This window comes from Streptomyces sp. NPDC093600 (assembly GCF_044764755.1).
In the GTDB taxonomy this organism is placed as follows: domain Bacteria; phylum Actinomycetota; class Actinomycetes; order Streptomycetales; family Streptomycetaceae; genus Streptomyces.
Genome location: NZ_JBIWIU010000018.1, coordinates 25,971 through 51,541, shown reverse-complemented (window position 1 = coordinate 51,541; position 25,571 = coordinate 25,971). Strand labels below are relative to the sequence as shown.

Here is a 25,571-nt window from a genome sequence, read left to right as displayed (position 1 = left end):
ACCCCGAGAACCACACCGGACGAACGCGCCCCCGAGCGCTCCCCCGTATCACTCCGAGCGCCTGCCTGAACGGGTGAAGGGAGGGGCCGTGATGGATAGACAGTCCCTGGAGGGGGATCGTGGGAGCGGGCACGCGCGCGTGCCCGCTCCCACGCAGAAAAGCTCCCACGCCGGGAAATCCACCGCCGGGCCCCCCGGAGGGGTCAGCCGAAGACGGCGAGGCTCTTGGCCTTGCCCTTCTGCTCCTCCACCAGGGCGAGCAGCCGGCCCTCCGGCCCGAAGACCGCGACCGGCCCTTCCGGGTACGACGGCATCTCCAGGCGTACGCCGTTGAGGAGCAGCCGTGCGCGCCTCTCGTCGACGTCCCAGCGGGGGAACGCCGCCGTGGCCGCGTCGGCGATCGGCATGACCGTCAGCTCCTCCTGGAGCTGGTCGAGCGTGCGGGCCGAGTCCAGCTTGTACGGACCGACCCGGGTCCGGCGCAGTGCGGTCAGATGGCCGCCCACGCCGAGCCCGGCGCCGAGGTCACGGGCGAGCGCCCGGATGTACGTACCGGAGGAGCAGACGACGGAGACGACCAGGTCGACGACGGGAGTCCCGTCCTCGGCGACCGCTTCCCGCACGTCGTACACCTGGAAGAACGAGACCGTGACCGGGCGGGCCGGGATCTCGAACTCCTCGCCGCCTCGCACGCGCGCGTAGGACCGCTTTCCGTCGATCTTGATGGCGGAGACCTTCGACGGCACCTGCATGATGGCGCCGGTCAGCTTCGCCACCCCCGCGTCGATGGCCTCGCGGGTCACCTGGGAGGCATCCACGGAGGCCGTGATCTCCCCCTCGGCGTCGTCGGTGACCGACGTCTGCCCGAGGCGGATGGTGCCGAGGTACTCCTTCTCGGTCAGCGCCAGGTGCCCGAGCAGCTTGGTCGCCCGCTCCACGCCGAGGACGAGGACGCCCGTCGCCATGGGGTCGAGCGTTCCCGCGTGGCCGACCCGGCGGGTCCTGGCGATCCCGCGCATCTTGGCCACGACGTCGTGCGAAGTGAAACCCGACGGCTTGTCGACGATGACAAGGCCGTCGGGGGTCTTTCCTGCGTTGCTCATTCGGCGGTGGTGCCCTCTTCGTCCTCGTCACCGGGCTTGCGGTACGGGTCGGGCTCGCCGGCGTACGCGGCGCCCGAGGACGCCTGTCGCACCTGGGCGTCCGAGGCCCGCGCCTTGTCGAGGAGGTCCTCGATCGTCTTGGCGGTCTCGGGGAGCGCGTCGGCGACGAACGTCAGCGTCGGGGTGAACTTCGTCCCGGCCGCGGCGCCGACGGCGGAGCGCAGGATGCCCTTGGCGCTCTCCAGTCCGGCGGCGGCGCTGGCCCGGTCCTCGTCGTCGCCGTAGACCGTGTAGAAGACCGTGGCCTCCCGCAGGTCACCGGTGACGCGGGTGTCCGTGATGGTCACGTGCGTACCCAGGCGCGGGTCCTTGATGCCGCGCTGCAGCTTCTCGGCGACCACCTCCCGGATGAGGTCCGCCAGCTTCTTCGCCCGCGCGTTGTCGGCCACTGGTCCTTCTCCTTCTTTGCCTTGCTCGTTCAGTCTTCATCAGTGTGGAGCCTGCGTCGCACCGACAGCAGCTCCACTTCGGGCCGCGCGGCGACCAGCCGTTCACAGCGGTCGAGCACGTCCGACACGAACCCCGGGTCCCCGGACACCAGCGCCACCCCTAGCAGGGCTCTGCGATGGAGGTCCTGGTCGCCCACCTCGGCCGCGCTCACGGAGAACTTTCGCTGGAGCTCGGCGACGATGGGCCGGACGACGGAGCGTTTTTCCTTCAGCGAATGGACGTCGCCGAGGAGCAGATCGAAGGACAGAGTCCCCACGTACATGTATGCCCGGATGTCCCGCCGGTTCGGGGTCAGTGGCCCCGCCAAGGCTTGGCAGGGACACCAGAACCGTACACGCAACGGCCGGGGCCGATCGACGGAATAACTTCCGCCGACCGGCCCCGACTCAACGCTGCGATCGGACGCGATCAGGCGCGCGGCTTCTCGCGCATCTCGTACGTCGCGATGACGTCGTCGATCTTGATGTCGTTGAAGTTTCCGAGGTTGATACCGCCCTCGAAGCCTTCGCGGATCTCGGTGACGTCGTCCTTGAAGCGGCGCAGCCCCTCGATGTTGAGGTTCTCCGCGATGACCTTGCCGTCGCGGATGAGGCGCGCCTTGGTGTTGCGCTTGACCTCGCCCGAGCGGATGAGGACACCGGCGATGTTGCCCAGCTTGGACGAGCGGAAGACCTCGCGGATCTCCGCCGTACCGAGCTCGACCTCTTCGTACTCCGGCTTGAGGAGGCCCTTGAGCGCCGCCTCGATCTCCTCGATGGCCTGGTAGATCACCGAGTAGTACCGGACGTCGACGCCCTCGCGCTCCGCCATCTGCGCGGCACGGCCGGCCGCGCGGACGTTGTAGCCGATGACGATGGCGTCGGAGCCCATCGCCAGGTCGATGTCGGACTCGGTGACCGCACCCACACCGCGGTGCAGGACACGGATGTCGACCTCTTCACCGACGTCGAGCTGGAGCAGCGAGGACTCGAGAGCCTCGACCGCACCGGACGCGTCGCCCTTGATGATGAGGTTGAGTTCCTGGACCAGACCGGCCTTGAGCACCTTGTCGAGGTCCTCGAGGGACACCCGGCGGACGCGCTTGGCGAAGGCGGCGTTGCGCTCACGCGCAGCGCGCTTCTCGGCGATCTGACGGGCCGTACGGTCCTCGTCGACCACCAGGAAGTTGTCGCCGGCACCCGGGACGTTGGTGAGACCGAGCACGAGGACGGGAGTCGACGGGGTCGCCTCCTCGACGTTGTTGCCCTTGTCGTCGAGCATCGCCCGGACACGGCCGTACGCGTCGCCGACGACCATGGTGTCGCCGATGCGCAGCGTTCCGCGCTGGACCAGGACGGTCGAGACGGCACCGCGGCCCTTGTCCAGGTGGGACTCGATCGCAATACCCTGCGCGTCCTGGTTCGGGTTGGCCCGAAGGTCGAGCGAGGCGTCCGCGGTGAGGACCACGGCCTCCAGCAGGGAGTCGATGTTGAGACCCTGCTTGGCGGAGATGTCGACGAACATCGTGTCGCCGCCGTACTCCTCGGCCACCAGACCGAACTCGGTCAGCTGACCGCGGACCTTGGTCGGGTCAGCGCCCTCGACGTCGATCTTGTTGACCGCGACCACGATCGGCACACCGGCCGCCTTGGCGTGGTTCAGCGCCTCGATCGTCTGGGGCATCACACCGTCGTTGGCCGCCACGACGAGGATCGCGATGTCGGTCGACTTCGCACCACGGGCACGCATGGCGGTGAACGCCTCGTGACCCGGGGTGTCGATGAAGGTGATCCGGCGCTCTTCACCGTTGACCTCGGTACCCACCTGGTAGGCACCGATGTGCTGGGTGATGCCGCCGGCCTCGCCCGCGACGACGTTCGTCTTGCGGATGGCGTCGAGCAGTCGGGTCTTGCCGTGGTCGACGTGACCCATGACGGTGACGACCGGCGGACGCGAGACCAGGGCCTCTTCGCCGCCCTCGTCCTCGCCGAACTCGATGTCGAAGGACTCGAGCAGCTCGCGGTCCTCCTCCTCGGGGGAGACGATCTGAACGGTGTAGTTCATCTCGTCGCCGAGGAGCTGCAGCGTCTCGTCGGAGACGGACTGCGTGGCCGTGACCATCTCGCCGAGGTTCATCATCACCGCGACGAGCGACGCCGGGTTGGCGTTGATCTTCTCCGCGAAGTCGGTGAGGGAAGCACCGCGCGACAGGCGAATGGTCTCGCCGTTGCCGCGAGGCAGCATCACGCCGCCGACCGACGGGGCCTGCATGGCCTCGTACTCCTGGCGCCTCTGCCGCTTCGACTTGCGACCGCGACGCGCGGGACCGCCGGGACGGCCGAAGGCGCCCTGCGTGCCACCACGGCCACCCGGGCCGCCGGGACGGCCACCGAAGCCGCCGGGACGACCGCCGAAGCCGCCGCCACCGCCGCCGGGACCACCCGGACGACCGCCGCCGCCACCGGGACCGCCGGGACGACCGGCGAAGCCGCCGCCGCCACCGCCGGGACCGGCCGGACGGCCGGCGAAGCCGCCGCCGCCGGGACGACCGCCGCCGCCTGCCGGACGAGCACCGGGGCCACCGGGACCACGACCGCCGCCGGGGCCACCACCGGGACGCGGGCCGGCAGCGGGACGCTGCGGCATCATGCCCGGGTTGGGACGGTTACCGCCGGGCGCGCCGCCCGGTCGGGGAGCCTGCGGACGAGGCATCCCACCGGGGGTGGGACGGGCGCCGCCCTGACCCTGCGGGCGCGGGGCGCCGCCGGGGCCACCCTGCGGACGCGGGGCGCCCGGAACGGCACCGGGGCCGCCGGGACGGGGAGCGCCGCCACCGGGACGGGGCGCCTGGGGGCGCGCCATTCCGGTGGAGCCACCCGAGGTGAAGGGGTTGTTGCCCGGACGGGGACCGGCCGGACGAGCGCCGGGACGCGGAGCGCCCTGGCCCTGGGGACGCGGGGCTCCCTGGCCCTGCGGACGCTGGCCCTGCTGACCCGGGCGGGCGGGACGCTCGCCTGCGGGACGCGGACCGGGGGTACCGCCACCGGCACGCGGACCGGCGGCCGGGGCCGACGGGGGTGCGGTGAACTCGGGGGCCGCCGGAGCCGGCGTGGCCGGCTTGGGCGCGGGCTTCGGGCCCGGGCGGGGGCCCGAGGCGGCCGGAGCCGGAGAGAGGGTGCTGCTCGTCGGCGCGGCCGGCGTGACCGGGGCCGGCGCCGTGGGCGCCGGCTTGGGGGCCGGTGCGCCGGGCTTGGGGGCAGCGGGGCGTGCCGCGGCGGCCGGAGACGGCGCCGAGGGCTTCGAGGGGGCGGCCTTGCGAGGCGCGCCCGGCTTGGCAGCGGACTTGCCGGCGTTGCCGCCGGGCCCCTGCAGTGCATCAGTCAACTTGCGCACGACCGGCGCCTCGATCGTCGAGGACGCCGAACGGACGAATTCACCGAGTTCTTGGAGCTTGGCCATGACGACCTTGCTCTCCACACCGAACTCCTTGGCGAGTTCGTATACCCGGACCTTAGCCACTTCGCTCCTTTTAGGTCCGGTTACCGCCGGACCGTCGCTACTTCATGGGCGTACTCATCGCGTACTCATCGAGTGCTCATCGCAATCTCGACCTACTTCCAACTCGCGAGGTACCTGACCGCACGGTCTGGTAATCCGTGCCGTACTTCTTCTTACGGTGTCGCCTGCTCGACATGACAGCGGATTTCCGCGGTGTCGAGCGGTCCCTGGGCCTTGAAGGCCCTCGGAAACGCCCGGCGGCGGACCGCCAGGTCGAGACAGACCGAGGCGGGGTGCAGATACGCACCCCGGCCGGGCAGCGTACCGCGAGGATCGGGGACACAGGTGCCCTCGACCACCACGATGCGCAGCAGATCGCTCTTGGCCGCTCGCTCCCGGCATCCCACACAGGTTCGCTCAGGGCACACGCGGGCATGCGTCCGGCCAGACACGCTTAAGTCTACCTCCCCGTAGCGACCTCACCCGTGCGGGGCAAAAATCGAACGGTCGTCTGTCGTAATTTCGCCATGGCAGAACGTCACCACGGCGCGATCCATTCCTTCGGACGGCTCAGCGGTGGTCGCGGTCGTCGTCGGGTCCCTGCTCGGTGTCCGGGCGGATGTCGATGCGCCAGCCGGTGAGGCGGGCGGCGAGCCGGGCGTTCTGCCCTTCCTTGCCGATGGCGAGGGAGAGCTGGTAGTCCGGCACGGTCACCCGGGCCGAACGGGCGGCCAGGTCGACGATCTCGACCTTGGAGACCCGGGCCGGCGAGAGCGCGTTGGCCACCATCTCGGCCGGGTCGTCGGACCAGTCGACGATGTCGATCTTCTCGCCGAGCAGCTCCGCCATGACATTGCGCACGCGGCTGCCCATCGGGCCGATGCAGGCGCCCTTGGCGTTCAGGCCCGAACGGGTGGACCGTACGGCGATCTTGGTGCGGTGACCGGCCTCACGGGCGATCGCCGCGATCTCGACGGAACCGTCCGCGATCTCGGGGACCTCCAGCGCGAAGAGCTTCTTCACCAGATTGGGGTGGGTGCGCGACAGGGTGACGGACGGACCGCGGACACCCTTGGCCACCCGGACGACGTACGTACGCAGCCGCAGACCGTGCGTGTAGTCCTCGCCCGGCACCTGCTCCTGCACCGGAAGAATGGCTTCCAGCTTGTCGTCCAGCTTGACGAGGACGTTCTTCGGGTCCTTGCCCTGCTGCACCATGCCGGCGACGATGTCGCCCTCGCGGCGGGCGTACTCGCCGAAGGTGACGTCGTTCTCGGCGTCGCGCAGCCGCTGCTGGATGACCTGGCGGGCGGTGCTCGCGGCGATCCGTCCGAAGTCCGACGGAGTGTCGTCGAAGTCCTTGGGCTCCTGGCCCTCCTCCAGCTCGGAGGGGTCTTCCTTCGCCCACACCGTCACATGACCGGTCTGCCGGTTCAGCTCCACGCGCGCGTGGCGGCGGGCGGAGGGGGTGCGGTGGTAGGCGATGAGGAGGGCCGACTCGATCGCCTCGACCAACAGGTCGAAGGAGATCTCCTTCTCTTGTGCCAAGCCCTTCAGGAGCTTCACGTCGATGTCCACGGCTACGCCTCCTCTTCCTTCTTGTCCTTGCGGTTGAACTCGATCTCGACACGCGCCTTGGCGATGTCGGCGAACTCGACCCGGCGGGCGGTGGGCTTGCGCCCCTTCACGCCCGGCACCTCGAGGTCGAGGCCGTCGTCGTCCACGGTCAGGATCCGGGCGATCACGTCGTCGCCCTCGTGCAGCTGAAGCTTGACCAGGCGTCCCGTGGCACGGACGTAGTGCCGGTGCTGGGTGAGCGGACGGTCGGCGCCGGGCGAGCTGACCTCGAGGACGTACTCGCCCTCGCCCATCGCGTCCGTCTCGTCGAGCTTCTCGGAGATGGCGCGGCTCAGCTCGGCGCAGGCGTCGAGTTCGACGCCCTCGTCCGAGTCGACGATGACCCTCAGCAGTCCGCGGCGGCCGGCCCGGGACACTTCGATCTCTTCGAGATCCAGGTCCTTCGCGTGGACGAGCGGCTCCAGGAGTCCGCGCAGCCTGTCGCTCTGGGTGGTGCTCATCCGGGTGACTCCTCGGCCGCGTGTGCTGTTGTGGGTTTCGTCGCGTGTCAGACCAAAGGGTATCCGGTCCTGAGGGGTGTTGCCGTCCACAGGGCCCGGGCCGCGGGTACGCTCGCCTGCGGTGATCTTCGAGATCTTGGGCCGAGGCACGAGGGAGTGAACGTGGGGCGCACGGGGACATTGGGCAGGCGCGCGCTCCTGGCGGCGGGCGCCGTGACGCTGGCCGGCTGCACCTCCGACGGGGACGGCGGCCGGGATCGCCCGAGGCAGCCGTCCGCGGCCGAGCGGGCGGCGCGCGCCGAGGCGGCGCTGCGCCGCGCGTCGGTGGCGACGAGCCAGGCCCTGCTGAAACGTTACGACGCGGTGCTCGCCGCCCATCCCTCGCTGGTGGCGCGGCTGTCCCCGCTGCGGGCGTCGGTGGCGGCGCACGCGAAGGCCCTCGGGGAGGGCCTCCCCGAGGGCCCGGCGGCCTCCGCCACGGCGGACGGCGGTGCGGACCGGGCCGCCGGGCACCGGACACCCGCCGCCCCGGACTCCCCCGCCGCCACGGGCCCGAGCGGGTCCCCCGGTGCGCGGCCGCCGGAGACCGCCGCGGGTCCCGCCGTACCGGCCGATCCGGCCGTCGCGCTCCGGGAGCTGACCGCCGCCGTCCGGAAGGCCGCCGACGCGCACACCGACGCGCTCCTCGACGCGCCGCCCGAATACGCCCGGCTGCTGGCCTCGGTGGCGGCGGCCGGTGCGGCGCACGCGTATCTGCTGACCGAGGGAGGCCGGGCATGAGCGCTCTGGAGGCGGCACAGGCCGCCCTGGCCGCCGAACACGCGGCGGTGTACGGGTACGGGGTCGTCGGCGGCCGGATCGGCGCGGAGCGGCGCGCGGAGGTCACGGCGGCGTACGACGGCCACCGGGCCCGGCGTGACGCGCTGCGCCGGACGGTACGGGACCTGGGCGGCGAGCCGGCCGTCGCGGCGGCCGGTTACGAGCTGCCGTTCGCCGTGCCGGACACCGCGGCGGCCGTGCGCCTCGCCGCCCTGCTCGAGGACCGGATCGCGGGCGTCTACGCCGACCTCGTACGGGCGGCGCCGGGGCCGCTGCGGCGGGACGCGGCGGCCGCGTTGCGCGACGCAGCGGTACGGGCCGTCCGCTGGCGCGGTGGAGACGTAACCTTTCCTGGGCTCGCCGAGCGGGTGTGAGCCGGGCCCCGACCAGGCTCCGAACCGCGGAAGGAACGACGCAACGCATGGGTTTCGAACCGCCGCAGCGACTGGTGCGGGCGCTCGGCGAGACGTACGGGGACGCGGGCGCGGAGGAGTGGCTCGGCAGGCTCCCCGAACTCGCGGAGGCCACGCTCGACCAGGCGTCCCTGGACGTCGAACGGGTGGTGGCACCGGGCGGACGGAGCAGCCTGGTGGTGCTCGTACGGCAGCCGGACGGCTCTCCGGCGGCGCTGAAGATCGCCCCCGGGTTCACCCGCCCCGCGCTGGAGCGGGACGCGCTGGCGCACTGGAACGGCTGGGGGGCGGTGCGGCTGCTCGGTGAGGCGAAGGGCGGTGCGCTGCTCCTGGAGCGGCTGCACACCGAGGTCTCGCTGCGCTCGCTGCCGGAGGCGAAGGCGCTTCTGGAGGCGGCCGGAACGGTACGGCGGCTGTGGGTCGAGCCGCCGGCGGGGCACGGCTTCGAGTCGGTCGCCGAGCGCACCGCACGGCAGGCGGCGGCGATGGCGGCCCATCGGGGCGACGAGGTGGCCGGCGAGCTGACGGCGGCGGCGCTGGCCACGCGCGAGGAGCTGGTCGCGGACTCGCCCGAGACACTGCTGCTGCACGGCTGCTTCCGGCAGGGCAAGGTCCTGGCCGGTGACCGGGCGCCGTGGCTGGCCGTGGGGCCCGACCCGCTGGTCGGCGAGCGCGCCTACGACCTGGCGAGGCTGGTCCGGGACCGGGTCGAGGACCTGGTGGCGTCGTCGGCGGGGGCCTCGTCGGCGCGCCGGCGGGTGAACAGGCTGGCGGACTCCCTGGAGGTGGACCGGGAGCGGCTGCGTGGCTGGTCGCTGTTCCGGGCGGTGGAGTCGGGCACGCGCGCGCTTGCGGCGGGGCGGCGGCAGGACGCGGAGCTGTTGCTGGAGTTCGCGGGCTGGCTGTAGGGGAATACCCTTTTTGTAGCGTTTTTTGTGACGCTTTTTGTGACGCTCGGCTCGGACCTTGAGGGGGCCGTGATGGTCGAGGAGCTGTTGACGGCGGCGGCAGGTGTCGGAACGGCCGTGGTGGTCTACGTCGGTGCCGCCGCGCGTGTGGTGAAGCAGTACGAACGGGGTGTCGTCTTCCGCTTCGGGCGGCTCCTCCCCCAGGTGCGGGGTCCCGGGTTCACCATGATCGTTCCCGTCATCGACCGGCTGCACAAGGTGAACCTGCAGATCGTGACGATGCCCGTGCCGGCCCAGGAGGGCATCACGCGGGACAACGTGACGGTGCGGGTGGACGCGGTCGTGTACTTCAAGGTGGTCGACGCGGCCGAGGCGCTGGTGCGGGTGGAGGACTACCGCTTCGCGGTGTCGCAGATGGCGCAGACCTCGCTGCGGTCGATCATCGGAAAGAGCGATCTCGACGATCTGCTGTCGAACAGGGAGAAGCTCAACCAGGGTCTTGAGCTGATGCTGGACTCGCCCGCGATCGGGTGGGGGGTGCAGATCGACCGGGTGGAGATCAAGGACGTGTCGCTGCCGGAGACGATGAAGCGGTCGATGGCCCGGCAGGCGGAGGCGGACCGCGAGCGGCGGGCGCGCGTGATCAACGCGGACGCGGAGCTGCAGGCGTCGAAGAAGCTGGCGGAGGCGGCGGGCGTGATGTCGGACCAGCCGGCGGCGCTCCAGCTGCGGCTGCTGCAGACGGTGGTGGCGGTCGCGGCGGAGAAGAACTCGACGCTGGTGCTGCCGTTCCCGGTGGAGCTGCTGCGGTTCCTGGAGCGGGCGGCGCAGAACCAGCCGGGGGCGGCGGACCATGGGCACATGGCGCGTCCGGAGGCGCCGCGGGCGCCGACCGAGAGGTTCGAGGACCCGCTGCCGCGGCTTCCGGGCGAGCCGGGCGCTTCGCTGCCGGAGCCCTTGGACGACACGCTGACGGGCCCGCCGGTGGACCCGGACCCGGAGCCCCGGCTCGGCCCCTGACAAGGGGCCCCGCGGGTGGTGGGCACCGCCCTCGGGAACAGTGCCCGCCACCCGTGGGCGCCGCAGGCACGGGGAGCCTGGGCCCGGCAAGGGCGCCGTCCGTTGTGCCCACCCGTTCCGCCCCAGCGGAACGGGTGCCCACAACGGGTCGCTCCCTCCGTCAGGCGCTCAGGCGGGTGATCGCCTCGTCGACCGTCAGTTCCTCGCGCTCGCCCGTGCGGCGGTCCTTCAGTTCCAGGACGCCCTCGGCCGAGCGGCGGCCGGCGACCAGGATCTTCGGGACGCCGATGAGCTCCGCGTCGGTGAACTTCACACCCGGGGAGACGCCCGCGCGGTCGTCGACCAGGACCCGCAGACCCGCGTCCTTGAGCTTCTCGGAGACCTCGAGGGCCAGCTCGGTCTGGAGGGCCTTGCCGGCCGCGACGACGTGGACGTCGGCCGGGGCCACCTCGGCCGGCCAGCACAGGCCCTTGTCGTCGGCGTGCTGCTCGGCCAGGGCGGCGACGGCGCGCGAGACGCCGATGCCGTACGAGCCCATCGTCACGCGGACCGGCTTGCCGTTCTGGCCGAGGACGTCGAGCTGGAAGGCGTCGGCGTACTTGCGGCCGAGCTGGAAGATGTGGCCGATCTCGATCGCGCGGTCCATCTTCAGGCCGGTGCCGCAGTTCGGGCAGGGGTCGTTCTCCTCGACCACGACGACGTCGAGGTAGTCGTCGACCTGGAAGTCGCGGCCCGCGACGACGTTCTTCGCGTGCGTGTCGGCCTTGTTCGCGCCGGTGATCCAGGCGGTGCCGGGGGCGACGCGCGGGTCGGCGATGAAACGGACCTTGTCGAGGCCCTGCGGGCCGACGTAGCCGCGTACCAGGTCGGGACGGCCCTCGAAGTCCTCGGCGGTGACCAGCTCGACGACGGCCGGGGCCAGGTGGTCCTCCAGCTTGCCGAGGTCGACCTCCCGGTCGCCGGGCACGCCGACGGCGACGATCTCGCCGTCGACCTTGACCAGCAGGTTCTTCAGCGTGGCGGAGGCCGGGACGCCGAGGTGCTCGGCGAGGGACTCGATGGTCGGGGTGTCGGGGGTGTCCAGCTCCTCGACGGGGCCGACGGCCGAGCCGTCCACCGCCTCGGCCTTGAAGGTGACGGCCTCGGTGTTGGCGGCGTACTCGCAGTTCGGGCAGTACACGAACGTGTCCTCGCCGGCCGCGGCCGGGGCGAGGAACTCCTCGGAGGCCGAGCCGCCCATGGCGCCGGAGATCGCGGAGACGATCTTGTGGTCGAGCCCGAGCCGGTCGAAGATCCTGATGTACGCCTGTCGGTGCAGCGCGTACGACTCGGCCAGGCCCTCGTCCGTGGTGTCGAAGGAGTACGAGTCCTTCATCTGGAACTCGCGGCCGCGCAGGATGCCCGAGCGGGGACGCGCCTCGTCGCGGTACTTCGTCTGGATCTGGTAGAGGATCACCGGCAGGTCCTTGTAGGACGTGCACTGGTCCTTGACCAGCTGGGTGAAGATCTCCTCGTGCGTCGGACCGAGGAGGTAGTCGCCGCCCTTGCGGTCCTGGAGGCGGAACAGCTCGGGGCCGTACTCCTCCCAGCGGCCGGAGGCCTCGTAGGGCTCCTTGGGCAGCAGCGCGGGCAGCAGGACCTCCTGCGCGCCGATCGCGTCCATCTCCTCGCGCACCACGCGGGAGACGTTCTCCAGGACCTTCATGCCGAGCGGCAGCCAGGACCAGATGCCCGCGGCGTTGCGGCGGACGTAACCGGCGCGGACGAGCAGCTTGTGGCTGAGCGTCTCGGCGTCCGCCGGGTCGTCGCGCAGTGTCTTGACCATCAACCGGGACATGCGCTGGACCTGGGCCATGGGGAACTCTCCTGCGGATAAAAGTGTGATGGCTAGGAGGTTAGCCGGGTGGCCCGCGCGGGCGGAAATCAGTTCCGCCCCGGTGCCTTCCTCCGCAGCGGCAGCGGGGCGCCCATCACGGCGTACGGGCGGGGCGCGGTGGGGAAGTGCACCCGCCGGGCGAGGTCGGTGTAGCCGAGGGCCCGGTACAGCGCGCGGGCGGGGCTCTCGGTGTCGATGGCGGAGAGGATGGAGCGGGGCTGTTCGGCCTCGTCGGTGATCGTCGTGATCAGCGCCCGGCCCACTCCCCGCCCCTGGTGGGCGGGGTGGACGTGGAGTTCGGTGATGACGAAGGAGTCGTCGAGCCAGTCCGCGGTGCCGGTGGCGCGGAGGTACGGCTCCACGACGCCGGACCACCAGTGGGCGCGGTCGTTGGGCATGCCGTACACGAAGCCGACGAGGCGGCCGGAGGCGGTGGTGGCGCCGTAGGCGCGGGCGCCGGGGTTGAGCAGATGGCGGAGCACGATGTGGCGCCGTACGACGATCTCGTCCTCGCTCAGCCCGAAGGCGAGCGCCTGCACGGCGAGGGCGTCGTCCACCCTCGCGGCGAGATTGACCGGTCCGATCGTGACGTCAGCGTCATCCATGCGCGCACCCTACAAGTCGGTCCCCGGCCTCAGAACAGCACGCTCATGAAGGCGCCGGCCTCGCGGAAGCCGACCCGGCGGTACGCCGCCCTGGCGGGGGTGTTGTAGTCGTTGACGTAGAGGCTGACGACCGGGGCGACGTCGGCGAGGGCGTAGCGCAGGACGGCGGCCATGCCGGTCTCGGAGAGGCCCTTGCCGCGGTGTTCCGGGGCGACCCAGACGCCCTGGATCTGGCAGGCCTGGCGGGTGGCGGCGCCGATCTCCGCCTTGAAGACGACCTTGCCGTCCTCGATGCGGGCGAAGGAGCGTCCGGAGCCGACGAGTTCGGCGACGCGGGCCTGGTAGAGCAGTCCGCCGTCGCCGGCCATGGGCGAGATGCCGACCTCCTCGGTGAACATGGCGACGCAGGCGGGCAGGATCACGTCCATCTCGTCCTTGCGGACGCGGCGGACGAAGGGGTCGGGCTCGACGGTGGCGGAGGGTTCCTCGGTGACCATCAGCGGCTGGTGCGGGCGGACGTCCCGGGCGGGGCCCCAGCCGGGTTCCAGGAGCCGCCAGAGCTGGGCGGTGGGTTCGGCGGGGCCGACGAGGGAGGAGCAGCGGCGGCCGGTCCTGCGGGCCCGGTCGGCGAAGGCGCGGACGGCCTCGGGGGTGGCGCAGATGGGGACGAGGTTGGCGCCGGAGTAGCACAGGGAGCGCAGTCGCCCGTCGGTGTACCAGCCCCACATCTCGCCGCCGAGGCGCCAGGGGTCGAGTCCGGCCGCCTGGACGCGCGCCGCGACGAAGGCGTTCTCGACGGGGGCGCTCTCCAGGACGGCGAGCGCGGCGCCGAGGTCGGCGGGTTCGAGGACCCGGGTGGTGGTCTGCGTCAACACGAGGGGGCCTCACCATACGGTCTGCTGGTCTCCGCACTGTACCTGGCGCGTCGGGGAGGTGTCGGGTGAGCGGACGGACGGGTACGGCGAAGCCCCGCGGCACGGGGTGCGGCGGGGCTTCGTGGCGTACGTACGGGGTGCGGCGGGCTTCCTGGCGTACGTACGGGGTGGTGCGGGGGCCGGTCGGGCTCCCTGGGGCCGTCCAACGGCGACGACCCCGGGCTCCTCGGCGGGCGGTCAGCCGACCGCGACGACCTCGGGCTCGCCGCTCATCACGCCGTCCTTCTCCATCTGCTCGGCGATCTTCATCGCCTCCTCGATGAGGGTCTCGACGATCTTCGACTCGGGGACGGTCTTGATGACCTCGCCCTTGACGAAGATCTGGCCCTTGCCGTTGCCGGAGGCGACGCCGAGGTCGGCCTCGCGGGCCTCGCCGGGGCCGTTGACGACGCAGCCCATGACGGCGACGCGCAGCGGGACCTCCATGCCCTCCAGGCCCGCGGTGACCTCTTCGGCGAGCTTGTAGACGTCGACCTGGGCCCGGCCGCAGGACGGGCAGGAGACGATCTCCAGGCGGCGCTGGCGCAGGTTGAGCGACTCCAGGATCTGGATGCCGACCTTGATCTCCTCCGCCGGGGGCGCCGACAGCGAGACGCGGATGGTGTCGCCGATGCCCTCGGCGAGCAGCGCGCCGAAGGCGACGGCGGACTTGATGGTGCCCTGGAAGGCGGGGCCGGCCTCGGTGACGCCGAGGTGCAGGGGGTAGTCGCACTGGGCGGCGAGTTGACGGTAGGCGTTGACCATGACGACCGGGTCGTTGTGCTTGACCGAGATCTTGATGTCCTGGAAGCCGTGCTCCTCGAAGAGGGACGCCTCCCACAGGGCGGACTCGACGAGCGCCTCGGGGGTGGCCTTGCCGTACTTCTTCAGCAGCCGGGCGTCGAGCGAGCCGGCGTTGACGCCGATCCGGATCGGGGTGCCGGCCTCGGAGGCCGCCTTGGCGATCTCCTTGACCTTGTCGTCGAACTGCTTGATGTTGCCCGGGTTGACCCGGACCGCGGCGCAGCCGGCGTCGATCGCGGCGAAGACGTACTTCGGCTGGAAGTGGATGTCGGCGATGACCGGGATCTGCGACTTCTTCGCGATGATCGCGAGCGCGTCGGCGTCGTCCTGCGTCGGGCAGGCCACGCGGACGATCTGGCAGCCGGAGGCGGTCAGCTCGGCGATCTGCTGCAGCGTGGCGCCGATGTCGGAGGTACGGGTGGTGGTCATCGACTGCACCGAAACGGGCGCGTCGCCGCCGACGGCCACGGAACCGACCTGGATCTGGCGGCTCTTGCGCCGCTCGGCGAGCCTGGTCGGAACGGACGGGATACCGAGAGAAATCGCGGTCATCAGCTGTGCAACCCCAAGGTGTGGCCAAGATGCGGATCGAGATCCCGTACGTCGGCGGGCTCAGGTCTTCGAGGTTACCGCCCCGGCGGTGGGCGGCCGGACACCACGGGGCTCCGGCCGCCCGTGCGTCACGTGAGCTTCACCGGATTGACGATGTCGGCGGCGAGGACGAGCAGCGTGAAGCAGATGAAGACACCCGCCACCACATAGGCGGCCGGCATCAGCTTGGCCACGTCGAACGGGCCGGGGTCGGGGCGGCGGAAGATCCGCGCGGTGTGCCGCCGTACCGACTCCCACAGGGCGCCGGCGATGTGCCCGCCGTCGAGGGGCAGCAGCGGCAGCATGTTGAACAGGAACAGCGAGACGTTGAACATCACCAGGACGTTCATGAACATCACGAGGATCCGCTCCGGCGGCGCCTCGACGGTCATGAGCTCGCCGGTGAGCCGGGCCGCGCCGACCACGCCGACCGGGGAGTCCGCGGCGCGTTCGCCGTCGCCGAAGGTGGCGTCCCACAGGGCCGGGATCTTGCTGGGCAGGGCGACCACGGACTCGGCGCCGGTCTGCAGCAGGTCCGTCATGCGGGCGGTGGTCTCGCCGAAGGTGAGGGGCATCACCTCGGACTTGGAGGCGAAGCCCAGGTATCCCGCCTTGACGTAGGCCGGCGGGTTGGCGACCCGGCCGTCCTCGTCCTTCTTGAGCACCTGGTTGGCGACGAGGGTGGGGTGCAGGTCGAGCTGCCGGCCGTCGCGCTCGACGGTCAGGGTGGCGGGGCCGATGGTGTCGCGGATGTGGTCGGAGAGGGTGTTCCAGTCGCGGACGGGCGTGCCGTTGAAGGCGACGATCTTGTCGCCCTCCTTGAGGCCCGCCGCGTGGGCCGGGGAGACCGGGTCGTCCTTACCGCAGGTGTCGCGCTTCTCGCTCTGCTCGATGACGCACTTCTGGACGCCGGCGACCTTGGTGGTCTGGCCCTCGATGCCGAGCACCATCATGCTGCCGAAGAAGAGCACGACGGCCAGGACCAGGTTCATGAAGGGTCCGGCGCACATCACGATGACGCGCTTCCACGGCTTGCGCGTGTAGAAGAGCCGCTTCTCGTCGCCGGGCTGGAGCTCTTCGAAGGAGGCCTCGCGGGCGTCCTCGATCATCGAGCGCCAGGGGGAGGTGGAGCGGGCCTCGAGACGGCCGTCCTTGCCGGGCGGGAACATCCCGATCATGCGGATGTAGCCACCGGCCGGGATGGCCTTGATGCCGTACTCCGTCTCGCCCTTCCGCCGGGACCAGATCGTGGGGCCGAAACCGACCATGTACTGGGGCACGCGGATGCCGAACAGCTTGGCCGTGGAGAGGTGGCCGAGCTCGTGCCAGGCGATGGAGACGAGCAGCCCCAGCGTGAACAGCACGATGCCGAGGACGTAGAGAAGTGCGGTCATGCGCGTGCCTCCGCGGTTGCCTTCGCTGCCAGTTCCCGGGCCCGGGCGCGGGCCCAGGTCTCCGCTTCCAGGACGTCCGCCACCGTGAGCGAGGTTCCCCGGGCGGGGGTGCCGTGTTCGGTGACGACCGCGGTGACCGTATCCATGATTCCGTTGAACGGCAGCCTTCCGGCGAGGAACGCCTCGACGCACTCCTCGTTCGCCGCGTTGAAGACGGCCGGGGCGGTGCCGCCGAGCGTGCCGACGTGCCGGGCGAGTCCGACGGAGGGGAACGCCTCGGTGTCGAGCGGGAAGAACTCCCAGGTGGAGGCCGTGGACCAGTCGAAGGCGGGGGCCGCGTCGGGGACCCGCTCGGGCCAGCCGATGCCGATGGCGATCGGGCCGCCCATGTCGGGCGGGGTGGCCTGGGCGAGGGTGGAGCCGTCGGTGAACTCGACCATCGAGTGGACGTACGACTGGGGGTGCACGACGACCTCGATGCGGTCGAAGGGGATGTCGTAGAGGAGGTGCGCCTCGATGACCTCCAGGCCCTTGTTGACCAGGGTGGCGCTGTTGACCGTGATGACGGGGCCCATCGCCCAGGTGGGGTGCGCGAGCGCGTCCTCGCGGGTGACGTGCGCCAGCTCGTCGCGGGTACGGCCGCGGAAGGGGCCGCCGGAGGCGGTGACGACCAGTTTGCGGACGTCGGCGCGGGTGCCGGCGGCGAGCGCCTGGAAGAGGGCGGCGTGCTCGGAGTCGACCGGGATGATCTGGCCGGGCTTGGCCCGCTCCTTGACCAGCGGGCCGCCGACGATCAGCGACTCCTTGTTGGCGAGGGCGAGGGTGCGGCCGGCTTCGAGGGCGGCGAGGGTGGGCGCGAGACCGATGGAGCCGGTGATGCCGTTGAGCACGGTGTGGCAGGGGGAGGCGGCGAGCTCGGTAGCGGCGTCCGGGCCCGCGAGGATCTCGGGCAGCGGCTCGGAGCCGTACAAGTGCCTCAGCGCGTCCCGCAACTCCTCCACCACGTCCTCGCGGGCGACGGCGACCGTGGCCACCCGCAGCCGGTGCGCCTGCTCGGCGAGCAGCCCGACCCGGCCGCCGGACGCGGCGAGGGCGGTGACCCGGAAGCGGTCGGGGTTGCGCAGGACCAGGTCGATGGCCTGGGTGCCGATGGATCCGGTGGAGCCGAGGACGACGATGTCCCGGCGGCCTTCGGCTGGATCGAAGGCGATGTGCGGATCGGCGAGAGGAGAGGGGCGGTCGCTCATGCCCCCCATTCTCACCGCAAAGACGGGGCGGCCTTCACGGGGTGTGGGTGAACGCCTCGAAGAGGTGGTGGGAGCCCGGGGGCGGGGGGCGCGGGGGTGGTGGCCCGGGGAGGGCCTCGCGCACGAGGGCCCTGCGTCGGGCGCCGGGGCCGTGGGTTTGGCCCACAAGGGGGCGCAGCCCCGGGGTGGCGGCCCCGGGGTGCCGGCGGGCGCAGCCCCGGCGCACCGGTTCCCGTCAGCCGATGCGGCGGTGGACGTTCTCCTTCGCCGACGGGCCCGGTGGGGTGTCCGCGATCCAGGGGCCGTCGTCGCTCGCGTCGACGACTCCCGCCTCCAGCCACTCGTACGCGCCCGCCAGCACGCTCTCCACCACCCGTCGGTCCACCTCGTCCGTGTTGGACCACAGGCGGCCGAAGAGCTCCTCCACCCGCAGCCGCGCCTGACGGCAGAACACGTCCGCGAGCTGGTACGCCTCGCGGCCGTGGCCGCCCGTCGACCGAAGCGACTCCGCCCGTACGCACGCCGCGCTCATCGCGAAGAGCTCCGCGCCGATGTCCACGATCCGGCCGAGGAACGCCTGCTTCAGCTCCATCCGCCCCTGCCACCGGGACATGGCGTAGAACGTCGACCGGGCCAGTTTCCGCGACGTCCGCTCGACGTACCGCAGGTGCGTGGCGAGGTCGCCGAACTCCCGGTAGGCGCCCGGCACCTGCCCCTGTCCGGCGACGAGCTTCGGCAGCCAGCGGGCGTAGAACCCGCCCGCCCGGGCGCCCGCGCGGGCCTTGTCGGAGAGGGACTTCTCCGGGTCGATGATGTCGCCCGCGACGGCGAGGTGCGCGTCCACCGCCTCCCGGGCGATGAGCAGGTGCATGATCTCGGTCGAGCCCTCGAAGATCCGGTTGATCCGCAGATCGCGCAGGAGTTGCTCGGCCGGGACCGCCCGCTCGCCCCGGGCCGCCAGTGAGTCCGCCGTCTCGTAGCCGCGCCCGCCCCGGATCTGGACCAGCTCGTCGGCGATGAGGCAGCCCATCTCGGAGCCGTAGAGCTTGGCGAGCGCCGCCTCGATGCGGATGTCGTTGCGGTCCTCGTCGGCCATCTGCGAGGCGAGGTCGACGACGGCCTCCAGGGCGAACGTGGTCGCCGCGATGAAGGAGATCTTGGTGCCCACGGCCTCGTGGCGGGCGACGGGCTTGCCCCACTGCTCGCGTACGGCGGACCACTCCCGGGCGATCTTCAGCGACCACTTGCCCGCGCCGACGCACATCGCGGGCAGCGAGAGGCGGCCGGTGTTCAGGGTCGTCAGGGCGATCTTGAGGCCGGCGCCCTCCGGTCCGATGCGGTTCGCGGCGGGTACCCGGACGGCGTGGAAGCGGGTGACGCCGTTCTCCAGGCCGCGCAGGCCCATGAAGGCGTTGCGGTGCTCGACCGTGATGCCGGGCGAGTCGGCCTCGACGACGAAGGCGGTGATGCCGCCCTTGTGGCCGTCGGACTTCGGTACGCGGGCCATGACGACGAGCAGGTCGGCGACGACGCCGTTGGTCGTCCAGAGCTTCACCCCGTCCAGGACGTAGTCGTCGCCGTCCGGCACGGCGGTGGTGGCGAGCCGGGCAGGGTCGGACCCCACGTCGGGCTCGGTCAGCAGGAAGGCCGAGATGTCGGTGCGGGCGAGGCGGGGCAGGAAGGTGTCCTTCTGCTCCGGCGTGCCGAAGATTTTCAGCGGCTGCGGTACGCCGATCGACTGATGGGCGGAGAGCAGGGCGCCGATCGCGGGGCTCGCGGATCCGACGAGGGCGAGGGCGCGGTTGTAGTACACCTGGGTGAGGCCGAGCCCGCCGTACTTCGGGTCGATCTTCATCCCCAGCGCGCCGAGTTCCTTGAGGCCGGAGACGACCTCGTCGGGGATGCGGGCCTCGCGTTCGATCAGCCGGCCGTCGATGCGCGTCTCGCAGAAGTCCCGCAGCTTGGCAAGGAAGGCCTCGCCGCGCCGTACGTCCTCCTGGGAGGGGAGGGGGTGCGGGTGGATGAGGTCCAGCCGGAAGCGGCCGAGGAAGAGCTCCTTGGCGAAGCTGGGTTTGCGCCAGTCCTGCTCGCGCGCGGCCTCGGCGACCTGCCGCGCTTCTCGTTCCGTGACCTTGGGCCGCTGGGTGGGTGCGGACATACGGAGCTCACCTCGCCGCTCATCGGGGGCTCGTGGGGCTTGTGGCTACCCGTCCGTAGTACCCGATTTCACAGCGTGGGGAAACAGGAGAGGACGGCCGGAGCCCCCGCACAGTGCGTTCCTTAAACCACCCCTGACCTGTGGTTTGGCTCTGACCTGCACGAACGGCCCAGCGTTTCGGCCCGCATCTCCACTCATCCGGCCGTATCTCTTCGCATACACCCTCACCTATGTTCCCGCGGGAACACCCCTACTTCGACAGCAGGTCCATAAACGGCCTCGCGGCACGGATCAACGACAACCGAGAAGTCATTCAGATGGAGGTCACCCTCACCGAGGCTATTCGGGAACCCGGACCGCCTGGCCCCGCGCCTACCCCGTAGGCCGGGACCAGGCGACTCCGGGTGCTTCAGCGCAGGGCTTCGAGAACGCGCGTGCGCAGGGTCTCGTTCTCGATTTCGTCTGCGTAGCGCCATGCCGCCGCCGTGACCTCCTCTTCCTGGAGCTCAACCGCGTCGGAGTGGGTGCGGAAGAGGAAGCGGAAGTCGAAGTGACGGTGGCTCGGCTCGTCCTTGGCCGGGTTCGCGGGGATGTGGTGGGCGTCGACGTGGAGGGGGCGGTGCCCGGCGGGGATGACCGCCGAGGCTGAGATGCCGGTCTCCTCGGCGAGCTCGCGCTGTGCGGCTTCGAGGAGGCTCTCGTCCTGGGGCTCCAGGTGGCCGCCGGGGAGCAGCCACCGGTTCAGCGCGCGGTGCTTGATCAGGAGGACGCGGCCAGCGGGGTCGGCGAGGATCGCTCCGGCGGTGAGGTGGCCGTCGAAGGTCTTGCGGCTGGTGACGTCGTGGTCAGCGTCGAGCAGTTCGCCGATGGGTGAGAGGCGCCACTTCTCGTCGGGATAGGCGTCGAGGTACTCGTCGAGCATTTCGCGGATTTGGTCGGGCTTGATGGGCAAGGTGTCTCCTCAGTGGTGGAAGTGGTCGAGCCACGTCGCGGCGATGGCGGCGCGGTCGGTGGGGCTGATCTCGTGCATGCCGGGCTCCAAGCCGCCGCGTGCGAGGGCGGCGGAGGCGGCGAGTATCTCGGCCTGGACGAGGAAGATGAACGGACCAACGCTGGCGCCGTGCAGGAAGTTGACGGCGTTGCCGCCGTTGAGCAGGTCGAAGTGGTGGTCGGCGGTCAGATAGCGGGTGACGTGCTCGCCGACGTGGACGCGCTGATAGATCGGCGGCAGCCCTGCGAGGTCGAGCTCGTCCTCGCTGCTGGTCACCGTGGCGACATAGGCGCCGACGCGCAGCCTCGGGAAGTCCTGGCCCCGGAGTGCCAGGGAGCCGGTGGCGCACAGGACGAGTCCAGCCTCGGCGAGGCTGGCATCGCGGTCGGAGGTCACCGCGAAGCCCTGTGAGAGGGCCTGGGTGCGCTTGACCGGGTCGATGTCGTGGACGGTGACGTGTACGCCCTTGCCGTGGAGCAGGCGGGCGATACTTGAGCCGAGCTTTCCAAAGCCGACCACGAGGGCAGAGCGGCCGATCAGGATGTCGCCACGGGAGCGCATGAGCGCCTCGGTCGAGAAGACGATCGACTGACCGACGAGGTAGTCCTCGGGATCCTTCAGCGGCGAGCGGGCCACGGAGACGACCGGACACGGCAGCTTGCCGAGTTCGGCGTACCGGCGGTGGCCGTTCTCCGTGTCCTCGACGACGCCGAGGATCTGGCCGGAGAAGCGGTCGCAGAGCGCTCCGAGCGTGTGGGCGAAGTAGCCGCCGACGTCGAGCAGGACGACCGGCCGGCCTGCGGCCCGTGCCTCCAGGAAGCCGAGCGCCCGGTCCGGGTCGGTGAACAGCTCGCGGGACAGTTCGGCGCAGCTGTACCCGTCGTCCTCGATCTGGCACAGGGCGTGCGGGTCGACCGACTTCGGCTTGGGCAGGACGGTCCGCAGGTCGGTGACCGTGCCCACGCCGCGGACGAAGGCCGGCCGCTCGGGCAGCACGTGTGTGATCAGGACCGAGGCTGGGCGCTCAGCGGGCGTGAACCGTCGGGCGATGCGCTCGAAGTACGTGTCGAAACGGGCCCGTTCCAGGGTGTCCATGGCGGTGTCTCCTCCGGTACGGCGGTGAGGTGGCGCACGGGGTCGGTTTGCTGTGGCCCAAGGGCGCTGCGGAGGGCGGCGGGGCCGGTGAGCGTTTCGTCGTCGGGCAGCTCGCACCATCCGCCGGTGTGCCCATCCGAGCAGTCCGGATCCGGGGCCACGAGCCAGGAACCGACGCCCAGAACGTGCACAGGCAGGTCCAGCCAGAGGCTGCCGCTCCCCGTGGGTACGGCAAAGTACAGGCGCTGGCTCAGGCGGTCGTACAGCACCGGGCCGAGTTCCTCCTCGGCGGCCCGGAGCCGGGCGAGTGCGAGGAAGCCGGTCTCTGCCGGTACCCGCACCATGTCCCAGTCCTGGCCGAGAGGAAGGAGGCGGAGATCGGGGAGCTTGTCGACGTGGGCCGCGCTCCTCAGAGCGTCGCGGAATGACATCAGACCCCTCCCCGTTGCCGGACGACTGGCCGTGCCTCGGCCCGGCGCTCCCTCCCCAGTCGGGGACTGCTTCTGCGGACGACGATCAGGGAGGCCCCGGCCTCCTTGATGCGGCGCTCGCGCTCGGCGGCGAGCCCCTTGGGCCCCAGGTGGCTGCGTGAAGGCACGACCACGCCGTACGTGCCGGCCAGGGCGAGGACGTCGAGGAGGCCGACGAAGGCCGGGGCAAGCGGGGTCGTGGTCGCCTCGCGCTCGGTGAAGACGCCGTGCAGCGTCAACTCGTGCTGGAGGCAGTATTCGGCGAGGGAGTCGACCAGGGCCGTGTGGCGGGCCGCCAAGCCAGTCGTATGGCGCAGGTAGCCGTAAACGTGGACCTCACCGACCTCGCGGTGTTCCGTGATGGGTTCCATGCACTGAGCGTCCCGGTGACTGAACGGCCTCGAAATGACCGTCTGTTGTACTTCCGTTGCACTTCCCGCCCCTCGCGTGCACTCGGCGTGCTTCGATACGCGGCGGAGGGAGGCAGCCCGTGGTCAGCGTGCAGCAATGGACCGGCCGAGAAGCCAAAGCACTGCGCTCGGCACTTCGGATGAGCACCCGCGCCTTCGCCGAGCACCTGGGCGTGGCGCTGCGCACCGTGGCCAAGTGGGAGAAGCACGGCGCGGACACCCACCCGCGCCCCGACACACAGGCCATCCTCGACACCGCTCTCGCCCGCGCCGACGAGGCTGCGCACGCGCGCTTCGAGAAGGCGTTGCACGGCCGGCGGACCGCCCCGTCCGTGGATCACGAGGCATGGACAGAGGACATCGACCGCGCCATCGTCTGCCTCAGCCACCAGCGGTTCACCTTCGCCTCGGACCTGCTGAACAGGTGGCTCAGCCACCACGAGCCGCGCGGCCTCGACGACAAGGGCGCCTATCTCTACGGCCGCTCCCTCGTCCTCCTCGGAGACTTACAGCGCGACCAGGGAGCCATCCTCGGTCCGCTCTCCGCGCGCCACTCCTACCTGCGAGCGCACCGCCTGTTCCACGACCTGGCCATCCCGCGACGCGCGGCACAGATCGAGCTCTCCCTCGCCGTGGTCACGGAGATGGCCGGGCAGCTCGAAGCCTCGGCACGCCAGTACGAGCAGTTGGCCACTGACGACCGCCTCAGCCACCGCGACCAGGCCCGCGCCCGTCTCTGGGTGGGCACAGCCCTCAGCAAGCACGGCGACAACGAGTACGCCACCAAGGTCATGCGTTCCGCGATCAGGGACTTCGAGGAGCTGGGCGAGCCCGAGGACTGGTCGGTCGCCCACCAGAAGCTCGCCTTGGCGCATCGCGGAACCGCCGAGCTCGGTCAGGCGCTGCACTACATCGACATCGCCCGCTCGACCGGATCAGTCGACTCCCCCATGCAGCGCGTCCGGCTGGACACCGCGTACTCGCACATCCTTCTGTCCGACCCGGCCACCCGCGATGATGGGTTGACCGTCCTCGACGACGCGGCGCGCCTGGCCTCCCAGCACGGCCTGAGCCACCAGCTCCGCAGCATCGAGGGAATCCGGCGGTCGTACGAAGACCCGCGGACCCTCGTGTCGAGGTGAAGGCAGCGATGATCGAGGGAGTCCCCGTGCCGGACCATGCAGAGCGCACCATCACCGACGAGCAGTGGAACGACGCCGTGCTGATCTGGCGCTATCACCAGATGGGCCACGAGGTACGCCCCTGCTCGGCGGCCATCGGGCTGGGCAGCCATGATCTCGGTGTCGCCACCGCCACCGCCGACCTCTATCGGGCCGGCCTGTTCCCCGTTGTCGTCTTCAGCGGCGGAAACAGCCCGACCACAGCGGCCCGTTTCCCGCGCGGCGAGGCAGTCCACTACCGCGAGCACGCCCTCGGCCTGGGCGTGCCCGACGAGGCGATCTTGCTGGAGACCGAGGCCGGGAACACCGGCCAGAACATCACGCTGTCCCGAGAGGTGTTGCGCGAGGCCAGCGTGGAGGTGGAGTCGCTACTCCTGATCTCCAAGCCGTACATGGAGCGCCGCTCGTACGCCACGTGCCGCAAGCTTTGGCCGGAGGTCGAGGTCGTCTGTGCCTCCGAGCCGCTGGAGTTCGACGACTACATCAAGTCCATCGGCGACGAAAAGCTCGTCGTCGACATGCTCGTGGGCGACCTGCAACGGGTCATCGAGTACCCCGCGCTCGGCTTCGCCGTCGAGCAGGACGTACCGGGGGATGTTCATGACGCGTACGAGCGCCTCCTGCGCGCCGGCTTCGACAGCAGGCTCATCAGCTCCTGACACGGGCACCGCCCCTCCGGGGGCGGTGTGCGCGATCCATCAGCCGAACTTCTTCCCACGGCTGTCCACGCTCGCGAAGCTCTTCACCGCGGACCTGTGGATCGTCCTGGACGACGTGCAGTTCACCCGACGCGACTACCAGCACCGCGCCCGTCTGGCCAGCCTCGAAGACCCGAGCGACCGGCGGTGGCTGTCTCTGGCCACCCACCTGCCGCAAGGTCGCAGCACGCTGATCCGCGATGCGCAGCTTGCCGAACCCGAACGCTGCCGTCGGCGGGTCCAGCAACTCACCCAGCAGTTGTACGGGCGAAGCTCGAACTGGCCCACCGTAGAGGCGGTCGTGGACCGGGTGCTGGAGGAGTTCGACGCCACAAAGCGCACGGCATCTGTCGCCGAGGCGTCCACGTTGGCGCTCCTGGCGGCCGTGGGGTGGTCTGGGGCCATGGTCCGGAGCAGCGCGCTGACCGCTCGTGCCGGCCGATCCACGCGCCTCGCGGACCTCACCGCAGTTACGCGCAGCAGAACGTACTTGTGTGGCCGCGGCGGCATGCGCTACGTCGAGCACCGTGCCTTCTCGGACGCGGGCGTGGCTGTCGTGCCCTTCCTGCCACCGGAGACGTCGGGACCGCCGTGGGAGCATGCGCAATCCATCAGCGCCCTGTGGGCCTTAGCAGCGGTGGGCACACATGGACTTCGCCAAGAGTTGCAGGATGCGGCTTCCCGCGCGCGTGGGGCGTAGAGACCGCTCGCGGAAGCACGATCACCCTGGCCAAGACCATTGGGCCGGTGTTCCCACGCGTTCACGGGGTTCAGCCAAGATCCGACGCTTCTCGCAGGTCAGAGCTTGG

General features: G+C 71.0%; 24 protein-coding genes. 7 read left to right on the top strand and 17 right to left on the bottom strand.

Features of this window, described 5'->3' with window-relative positions; all coding sequences use genetic code 11:
* Positions 1–203: 203 nt before the first annotated feature.
* The 7 genes from truB to rimP all read right to left on the bottom strand — a co-directional run bounded on the left by truB (position 204) and on the right by rimP (position 7,168).
* Entirely contained in the window at positions 204–1,103 is a 900-nt protein-coding gene (gene truB / locus ACIRB4_RS30125) for a tRNA pseudouridine(55) synthase TruB (RefSeq protein ID WP_403295603.1), read from the bottom strand.
* On the bottom strand, positions 1,100–1,552 hold the full coding sequence (gene rbfA / locus ACIRB4_RS30120; protein WP_403295602.1) for a 30S ribosome-binding factor RbfA: 453 nt from the start codon (positions 1,550–1,552) through the stop codon (positions 1,100–1,102). Before rbfA ends, truB begins: the two co-directional genes overlap by 4 nt.
* 29 nt (positions 1,553–1,581) lie before the next feature.
* Positions 1,582–1,875, bottom strand: a complete 294-nt coding sequence (locus ACIRB4_RS30115) for a DUF503 domain-containing protein (RefSeq protein ID WP_125746257.1) — start codon at positions 1,873–1,875, stop codon at positions 1,582–1,584.
* A 146-nt stretch (positions 1,876–2,021) separates the two neighbouring features.
* A complete protein-coding gene (gene infB, locus ACIRB4_RS30110) occupies positions 2,022–5,111 on the bottom strand; it encodes a translation initiation factor IF-2 (protein WP_403295601.1) in 3,090 nt (1,029 codons plus the stop codon).
* Between the two features lie 152 nt (positions 5,112–5,263).
* Entirely contained in the window at positions 5,264–5,542 is a 279-nt protein-coding gene (locus tag ACIRB4_RS30105; RefSeq protein ID WP_403295600.1) for a YlxR family protein, read from the bottom strand.
* A gap of 118 nt (positions 5,543–5,660) precedes the next feature.
* Positions 5,661–6,668 carry a transcription termination factor NusA gene (nusA, locus tag ACIRB4_RS30100; RefSeq protein WP_403295599.1) on the bottom strand — a complete coding sequence of 336 codons (1,008 nt, stop codon included), beginning with the start codon at positions 6,666–6,668 and terminating at the stop codon, positions 5,661–5,663.
* Between the two features lie 2 nt (positions 6,669–6,670).
* Positions 6,671–7,168 carry a ribosome maturation factor RimP gene (gene rimP, locus ACIRB4_RS30095; protein ID WP_356895159.1) on the bottom strand — a complete coding sequence of 166 codons (498 nt, stop codon included), beginning with the start codon at positions 7,166–7,168 and terminating at the stop codon, positions 6,671–6,673.
* A 162-nt stretch (positions 7,169–7,330) separates the two neighbouring features.
* Between rimP and ACIRB4_RS30090 the strand changes: the two genes are divergently transcribed.
* The 4 genes from ACIRB4_RS30090 (at position 7,331) to ACIRB4_RS30075 (ending at position 10,328) form a co-directional block, all read left to right on the top strand.
* The gene (locus tag ACIRB4_RS30090) at positions 7,331–7,948 is read left to right on the top strand and encodes a hypothetical protein (RefSeq protein WP_403295598.1); all 618 of its coding nucleotides are present in this window, start codon (positions 7,331–7,333) and stop codon (positions 7,946–7,948) included.
* Positions 7,945–8,361 carry a ferritin-like domain-containing protein gene (locus ACIRB4_RS30085; RefSeq protein WP_403295596.1) on the top strand — a complete coding sequence of 139 codons (417 nt, stop codon included), beginning with the start codon at positions 7,945–7,947 and terminating at the stop codon, positions 8,359–8,361. The genes ACIRB4_RS30090 and ACIRB4_RS30085 overlap by 4 nt, the downstream gene beginning before the upstream one ends.
* Positions 8,362–8,408: 47 nt before the next feature.
* A complete protein-coding gene (locus tag ACIRB4_RS30080) occupies positions 8,409–9,308 on the top strand; it encodes an aminoglycoside phosphotransferase family protein (RefSeq protein ID WP_403295595.1) in 900 nt (299 codons plus the stop codon).
* 72 nt (positions 9,309–9,380) lie between these two features.
* Entirely contained in the window at positions 9,381–10,328 is a 948-nt protein-coding gene (locus tag ACIRB4_RS30075; RefSeq protein ID WP_403295654.1) for an SPFH domain-containing protein, read from the top strand.
* Positions 10,329–10,488: 160 nt separating this feature from the next.
* Here the strand turns inward: ACIRB4_RS30075 and ACIRB4_RS30070 are convergent, their stop codons facing one another.
* The 10 genes from ACIRB4_RS30070 to ACIRB4_RS30025 form a co-directional block, all read right to left on the bottom strand.
* Positions 10,489–12,183, bottom strand: a complete 1,695-nt coding sequence (locus ACIRB4_RS30070; RefSeq protein ID WP_403295593.1) for a proline--tRNA ligase — start codon at positions 12,181–12,183, stop codon at positions 10,489–10,491.
* Positions 12,184–12,251: 68 nt separating this feature from the next.
* Entirely contained in the window at positions 12,252–12,809 is a 558-nt protein-coding gene (locus ACIRB4_RS30065) for a GNAT family N-acetyltransferase (RefSeq protein WP_403295592.1), read from the bottom strand.
* A 29-nt stretch (positions 12,810–12,838) separates the two neighbouring features.
* Positions 12,839–13,684 (bottom strand): GNAT family N-acetyltransferase, encoded by an 846-nt coding sequence (locus ACIRB4_RS30060; RefSeq protein ID WP_403295590.1) that lies wholly within the window; start codon positions 13,682–13,684, stop codon positions 12,839–12,841.
* Positions 13,685–13,921: 237 nt separating this feature from the next.
* Positions 13,922–15,079 carry a flavodoxin-dependent (E)-4-hydroxy-3-methylbut-2-enyl-diphosphate synthase gene (gene ispG / locus ACIRB4_RS30055; RefSeq protein WP_403295589.1) on the bottom strand — a complete coding sequence of 386 codons (1,158 nt, stop codon included), beginning with the start codon at positions 15,077–15,079 and terminating at the stop codon, positions 13,922–13,924.
* A 128-nt stretch (positions 15,080–15,207) separates the two neighbouring features.
* Positions 15,208–16,512, bottom strand: coding sequence for a M50 family metallopeptidase (locus ACIRB4_RS30050; RefSeq protein ID WP_403295588.1), 1,305 nt, complete (start codon positions 16,510–16,512; stop codon positions 15,208–15,210).
* Positions 16,509–17,759 (bottom strand): 1-deoxy-D-xylulose-5-phosphate reductoisomerase, encoded by a 1,251-nt coding sequence (gene dxr / locus ACIRB4_RS30045; protein WP_403295587.1) that lies wholly within the window; start codon positions 17,757–17,759, stop codon positions 16,509–16,511. The genes ACIRB4_RS30050 and dxr overlap by 4 nt, the downstream gene beginning before the upstream one ends.
* Before the next feature lie 235 nt (positions 17,760–17,994).
* The gene (locus ACIRB4_RS30040) at positions 17,995–19,917 is read right to left on the bottom strand and encodes an acyl-CoA dehydrogenase family protein (RefSeq protein ID WP_403295586.1); all 1,923 of its coding nucleotides are present in this window, start codon (positions 19,915–19,917) and stop codon (positions 17,995–17,997) included.
* Between the two features lie 409 nt (positions 19,918–20,326).
* Positions 20,327–20,869, bottom strand: coding sequence for an NUDIX hydrolase (locus ACIRB4_RS30035; protein WP_403295585.1), 543 nt, complete (start codon positions 20,867–20,869; stop codon positions 20,327–20,329).
* Positions 20,870–20,878: 9 nt separating this feature from the next.
* Positions 20,879–22,003, bottom strand: coding sequence for an adenosylhomocysteinase (locus ACIRB4_RS30030; RefSeq protein ID WP_403295584.1), 1,125 nt, complete (start codon positions 22,001–22,003; stop codon positions 20,879–20,881).
* A gap of 430 nt (positions 22,004–22,433) precedes the next feature.
* Complete coding sequence (locus ACIRB4_RS30025; RefSeq protein ID WP_403295583.1) at positions 22,434–22,844, bottom strand: hypothetical protein; 411 nt, start codon at positions 22,842–22,844, stop codon at positions 22,434–22,436.
* Between the two features lie 119 nt (positions 22,845–22,963).
* On the opposite strand from ACIRB4_RS30025, the gene ACIRB4_RS30020 reads away from it, so the two are divergent.
* From ACIRB4_RS30020 to ACIRB4_RS30010, 3 genes are read left to right on the top strand one after another with little or no spacing between them, the layout of a single operon-like run.
* Positions 22,964–24,025 (top strand): helix-turn-helix domain-containing protein, encoded by a 1,062-nt coding sequence (locus tag ACIRB4_RS30020; RefSeq protein WP_403295581.1) that lies wholly within the window; start codon positions 22,964–22,966, stop codon positions 24,023–24,025.
* 8 nt (positions 24,026–24,033) lie between these two features.
* Positions 24,034–24,723, top strand: a complete 690-nt coding sequence (locus tag ACIRB4_RS30015; protein WP_403295580.1) for a YdcF family protein — start codon at positions 24,034–24,036, stop codon at positions 24,721–24,723.
* A 25-nt stretch (positions 24,724–24,748) separates the two neighbouring features.
* The gene (locus tag ACIRB4_RS30010) at positions 24,749–25,462 is read left to right on the top strand and encodes a WbqC family protein (protein ID WP_403295579.1); all 714 of its coding nucleotides are present in this window, start codon (positions 24,749–24,751) and stop codon (positions 25,460–25,462) included.
* The last annotated feature ends 109 nt before the right edge of the window (positions 25,463–25,571 follow it).

Excerpts from the sequence above, each read along its gene's own strand:
- truB (WP_403295603.1), bottom strand. The coding sequence starts at position 1,103 with ATGAGCAACGCAGGAAAGACCCCCGACGGCCTTGTCATCGTCGACAAG.
- ACIRB4_RS30115 (WP_125746257.1), bottom strand. The coding sequence starts at position 1,875 with ATGTACGTGGGGACTCTGTCCTTCGATCTGCTCCTCGGCGACGTCCAT.
- rimP (WP_356895159.1), bottom strand. The coding sequence starts at position 7,168 with ATGAGCACCACCCAGAGCGACAGGCTGCGCGGACTCCTGGAGCCGCTC.
- ACIRB4_RS30085 (WP_403295596.1), top strand. The coding sequence starts at position 7,945 with ATGAGCGCTCTGGAGGCGGCACAGGCCGCCCTGGCCGCCGAACACGCG.
- ACIRB4_RS30080 (WP_403295595.1), top strand. The coding sequence starts at position 8,409 with ATGGGTTTCGAACCGCCGCAGCGACTGGTGCGGGCGCTCGGCGAGACG.
- ACIRB4_RS30075 (WP_403295654.1), top strand. The coding sequence starts at position 9,381 with ATGGTCGAGGAGCTGTTGACGGCGGCGGCAGGTGTCGGAACGGCCGTG.
- ACIRB4_RS30070 (WP_403295593.1), bottom strand. The coding sequence starts at position 12,183 with ATGGCCCAGGTCCAGCGCATGTCCCGGTTGATGGTCAAGACACTGCGC.
- ACIRB4_RS30065 (WP_403295592.1), bottom strand. The coding sequence starts at position 12,809 with ATGGATGACGCTGACGTCACGATCGGACCGGTCAATCTCGCCGCGAGG.
- ispG (WP_403295589.1), bottom strand. The coding sequence starts at position 15,079 with ATGACCGCGATTTCTCTCGGTATCCCGTCCGTTCCGACCAGGCTCGCC.
- ACIRB4_RS30050 (WP_403295588.1), bottom strand. The coding sequence starts at position 16,512 with ATGACCGCACTTCTCTACGTCCTCGGCATCGTGCTGTTCACGCTGGGG.
- dxr (WP_403295587.1), bottom strand. The coding sequence starts at position 17,759 with ATGAGCGACCGCCCCTCTCCTCTCGCCGATCCGCACATCGCCTTCGAT.
- ACIRB4_RS30040 (WP_403295586.1), bottom strand. The coding sequence starts at position 19,917 with ATGTCCGCACCCACCCAGCGGCCCAAGGTCACGGAACGAGAAGCGCGG.
- ACIRB4_RS30030 (WP_403295584.1), bottom strand. The coding sequence starts at position 22,003 with ATGGACACCCTGGAACGGGCCCGTTTCGACACGTACTTCGAGCGCATC.
- ACIRB4_RS30025 (WP_403295583.1), bottom strand. The coding sequence starts at position 22,844 with ATGGAACCCATCACGGAACACCGCGAGGTCGGTGAGGTCCACGTTTAC.
- ACIRB4_RS30015 (WP_403295580.1), top strand. The coding sequence starts at position 24,034 with ATGATCGAGGGAGTCCCCGTGCCGGACCATGCAGAGCGCACCATCACC.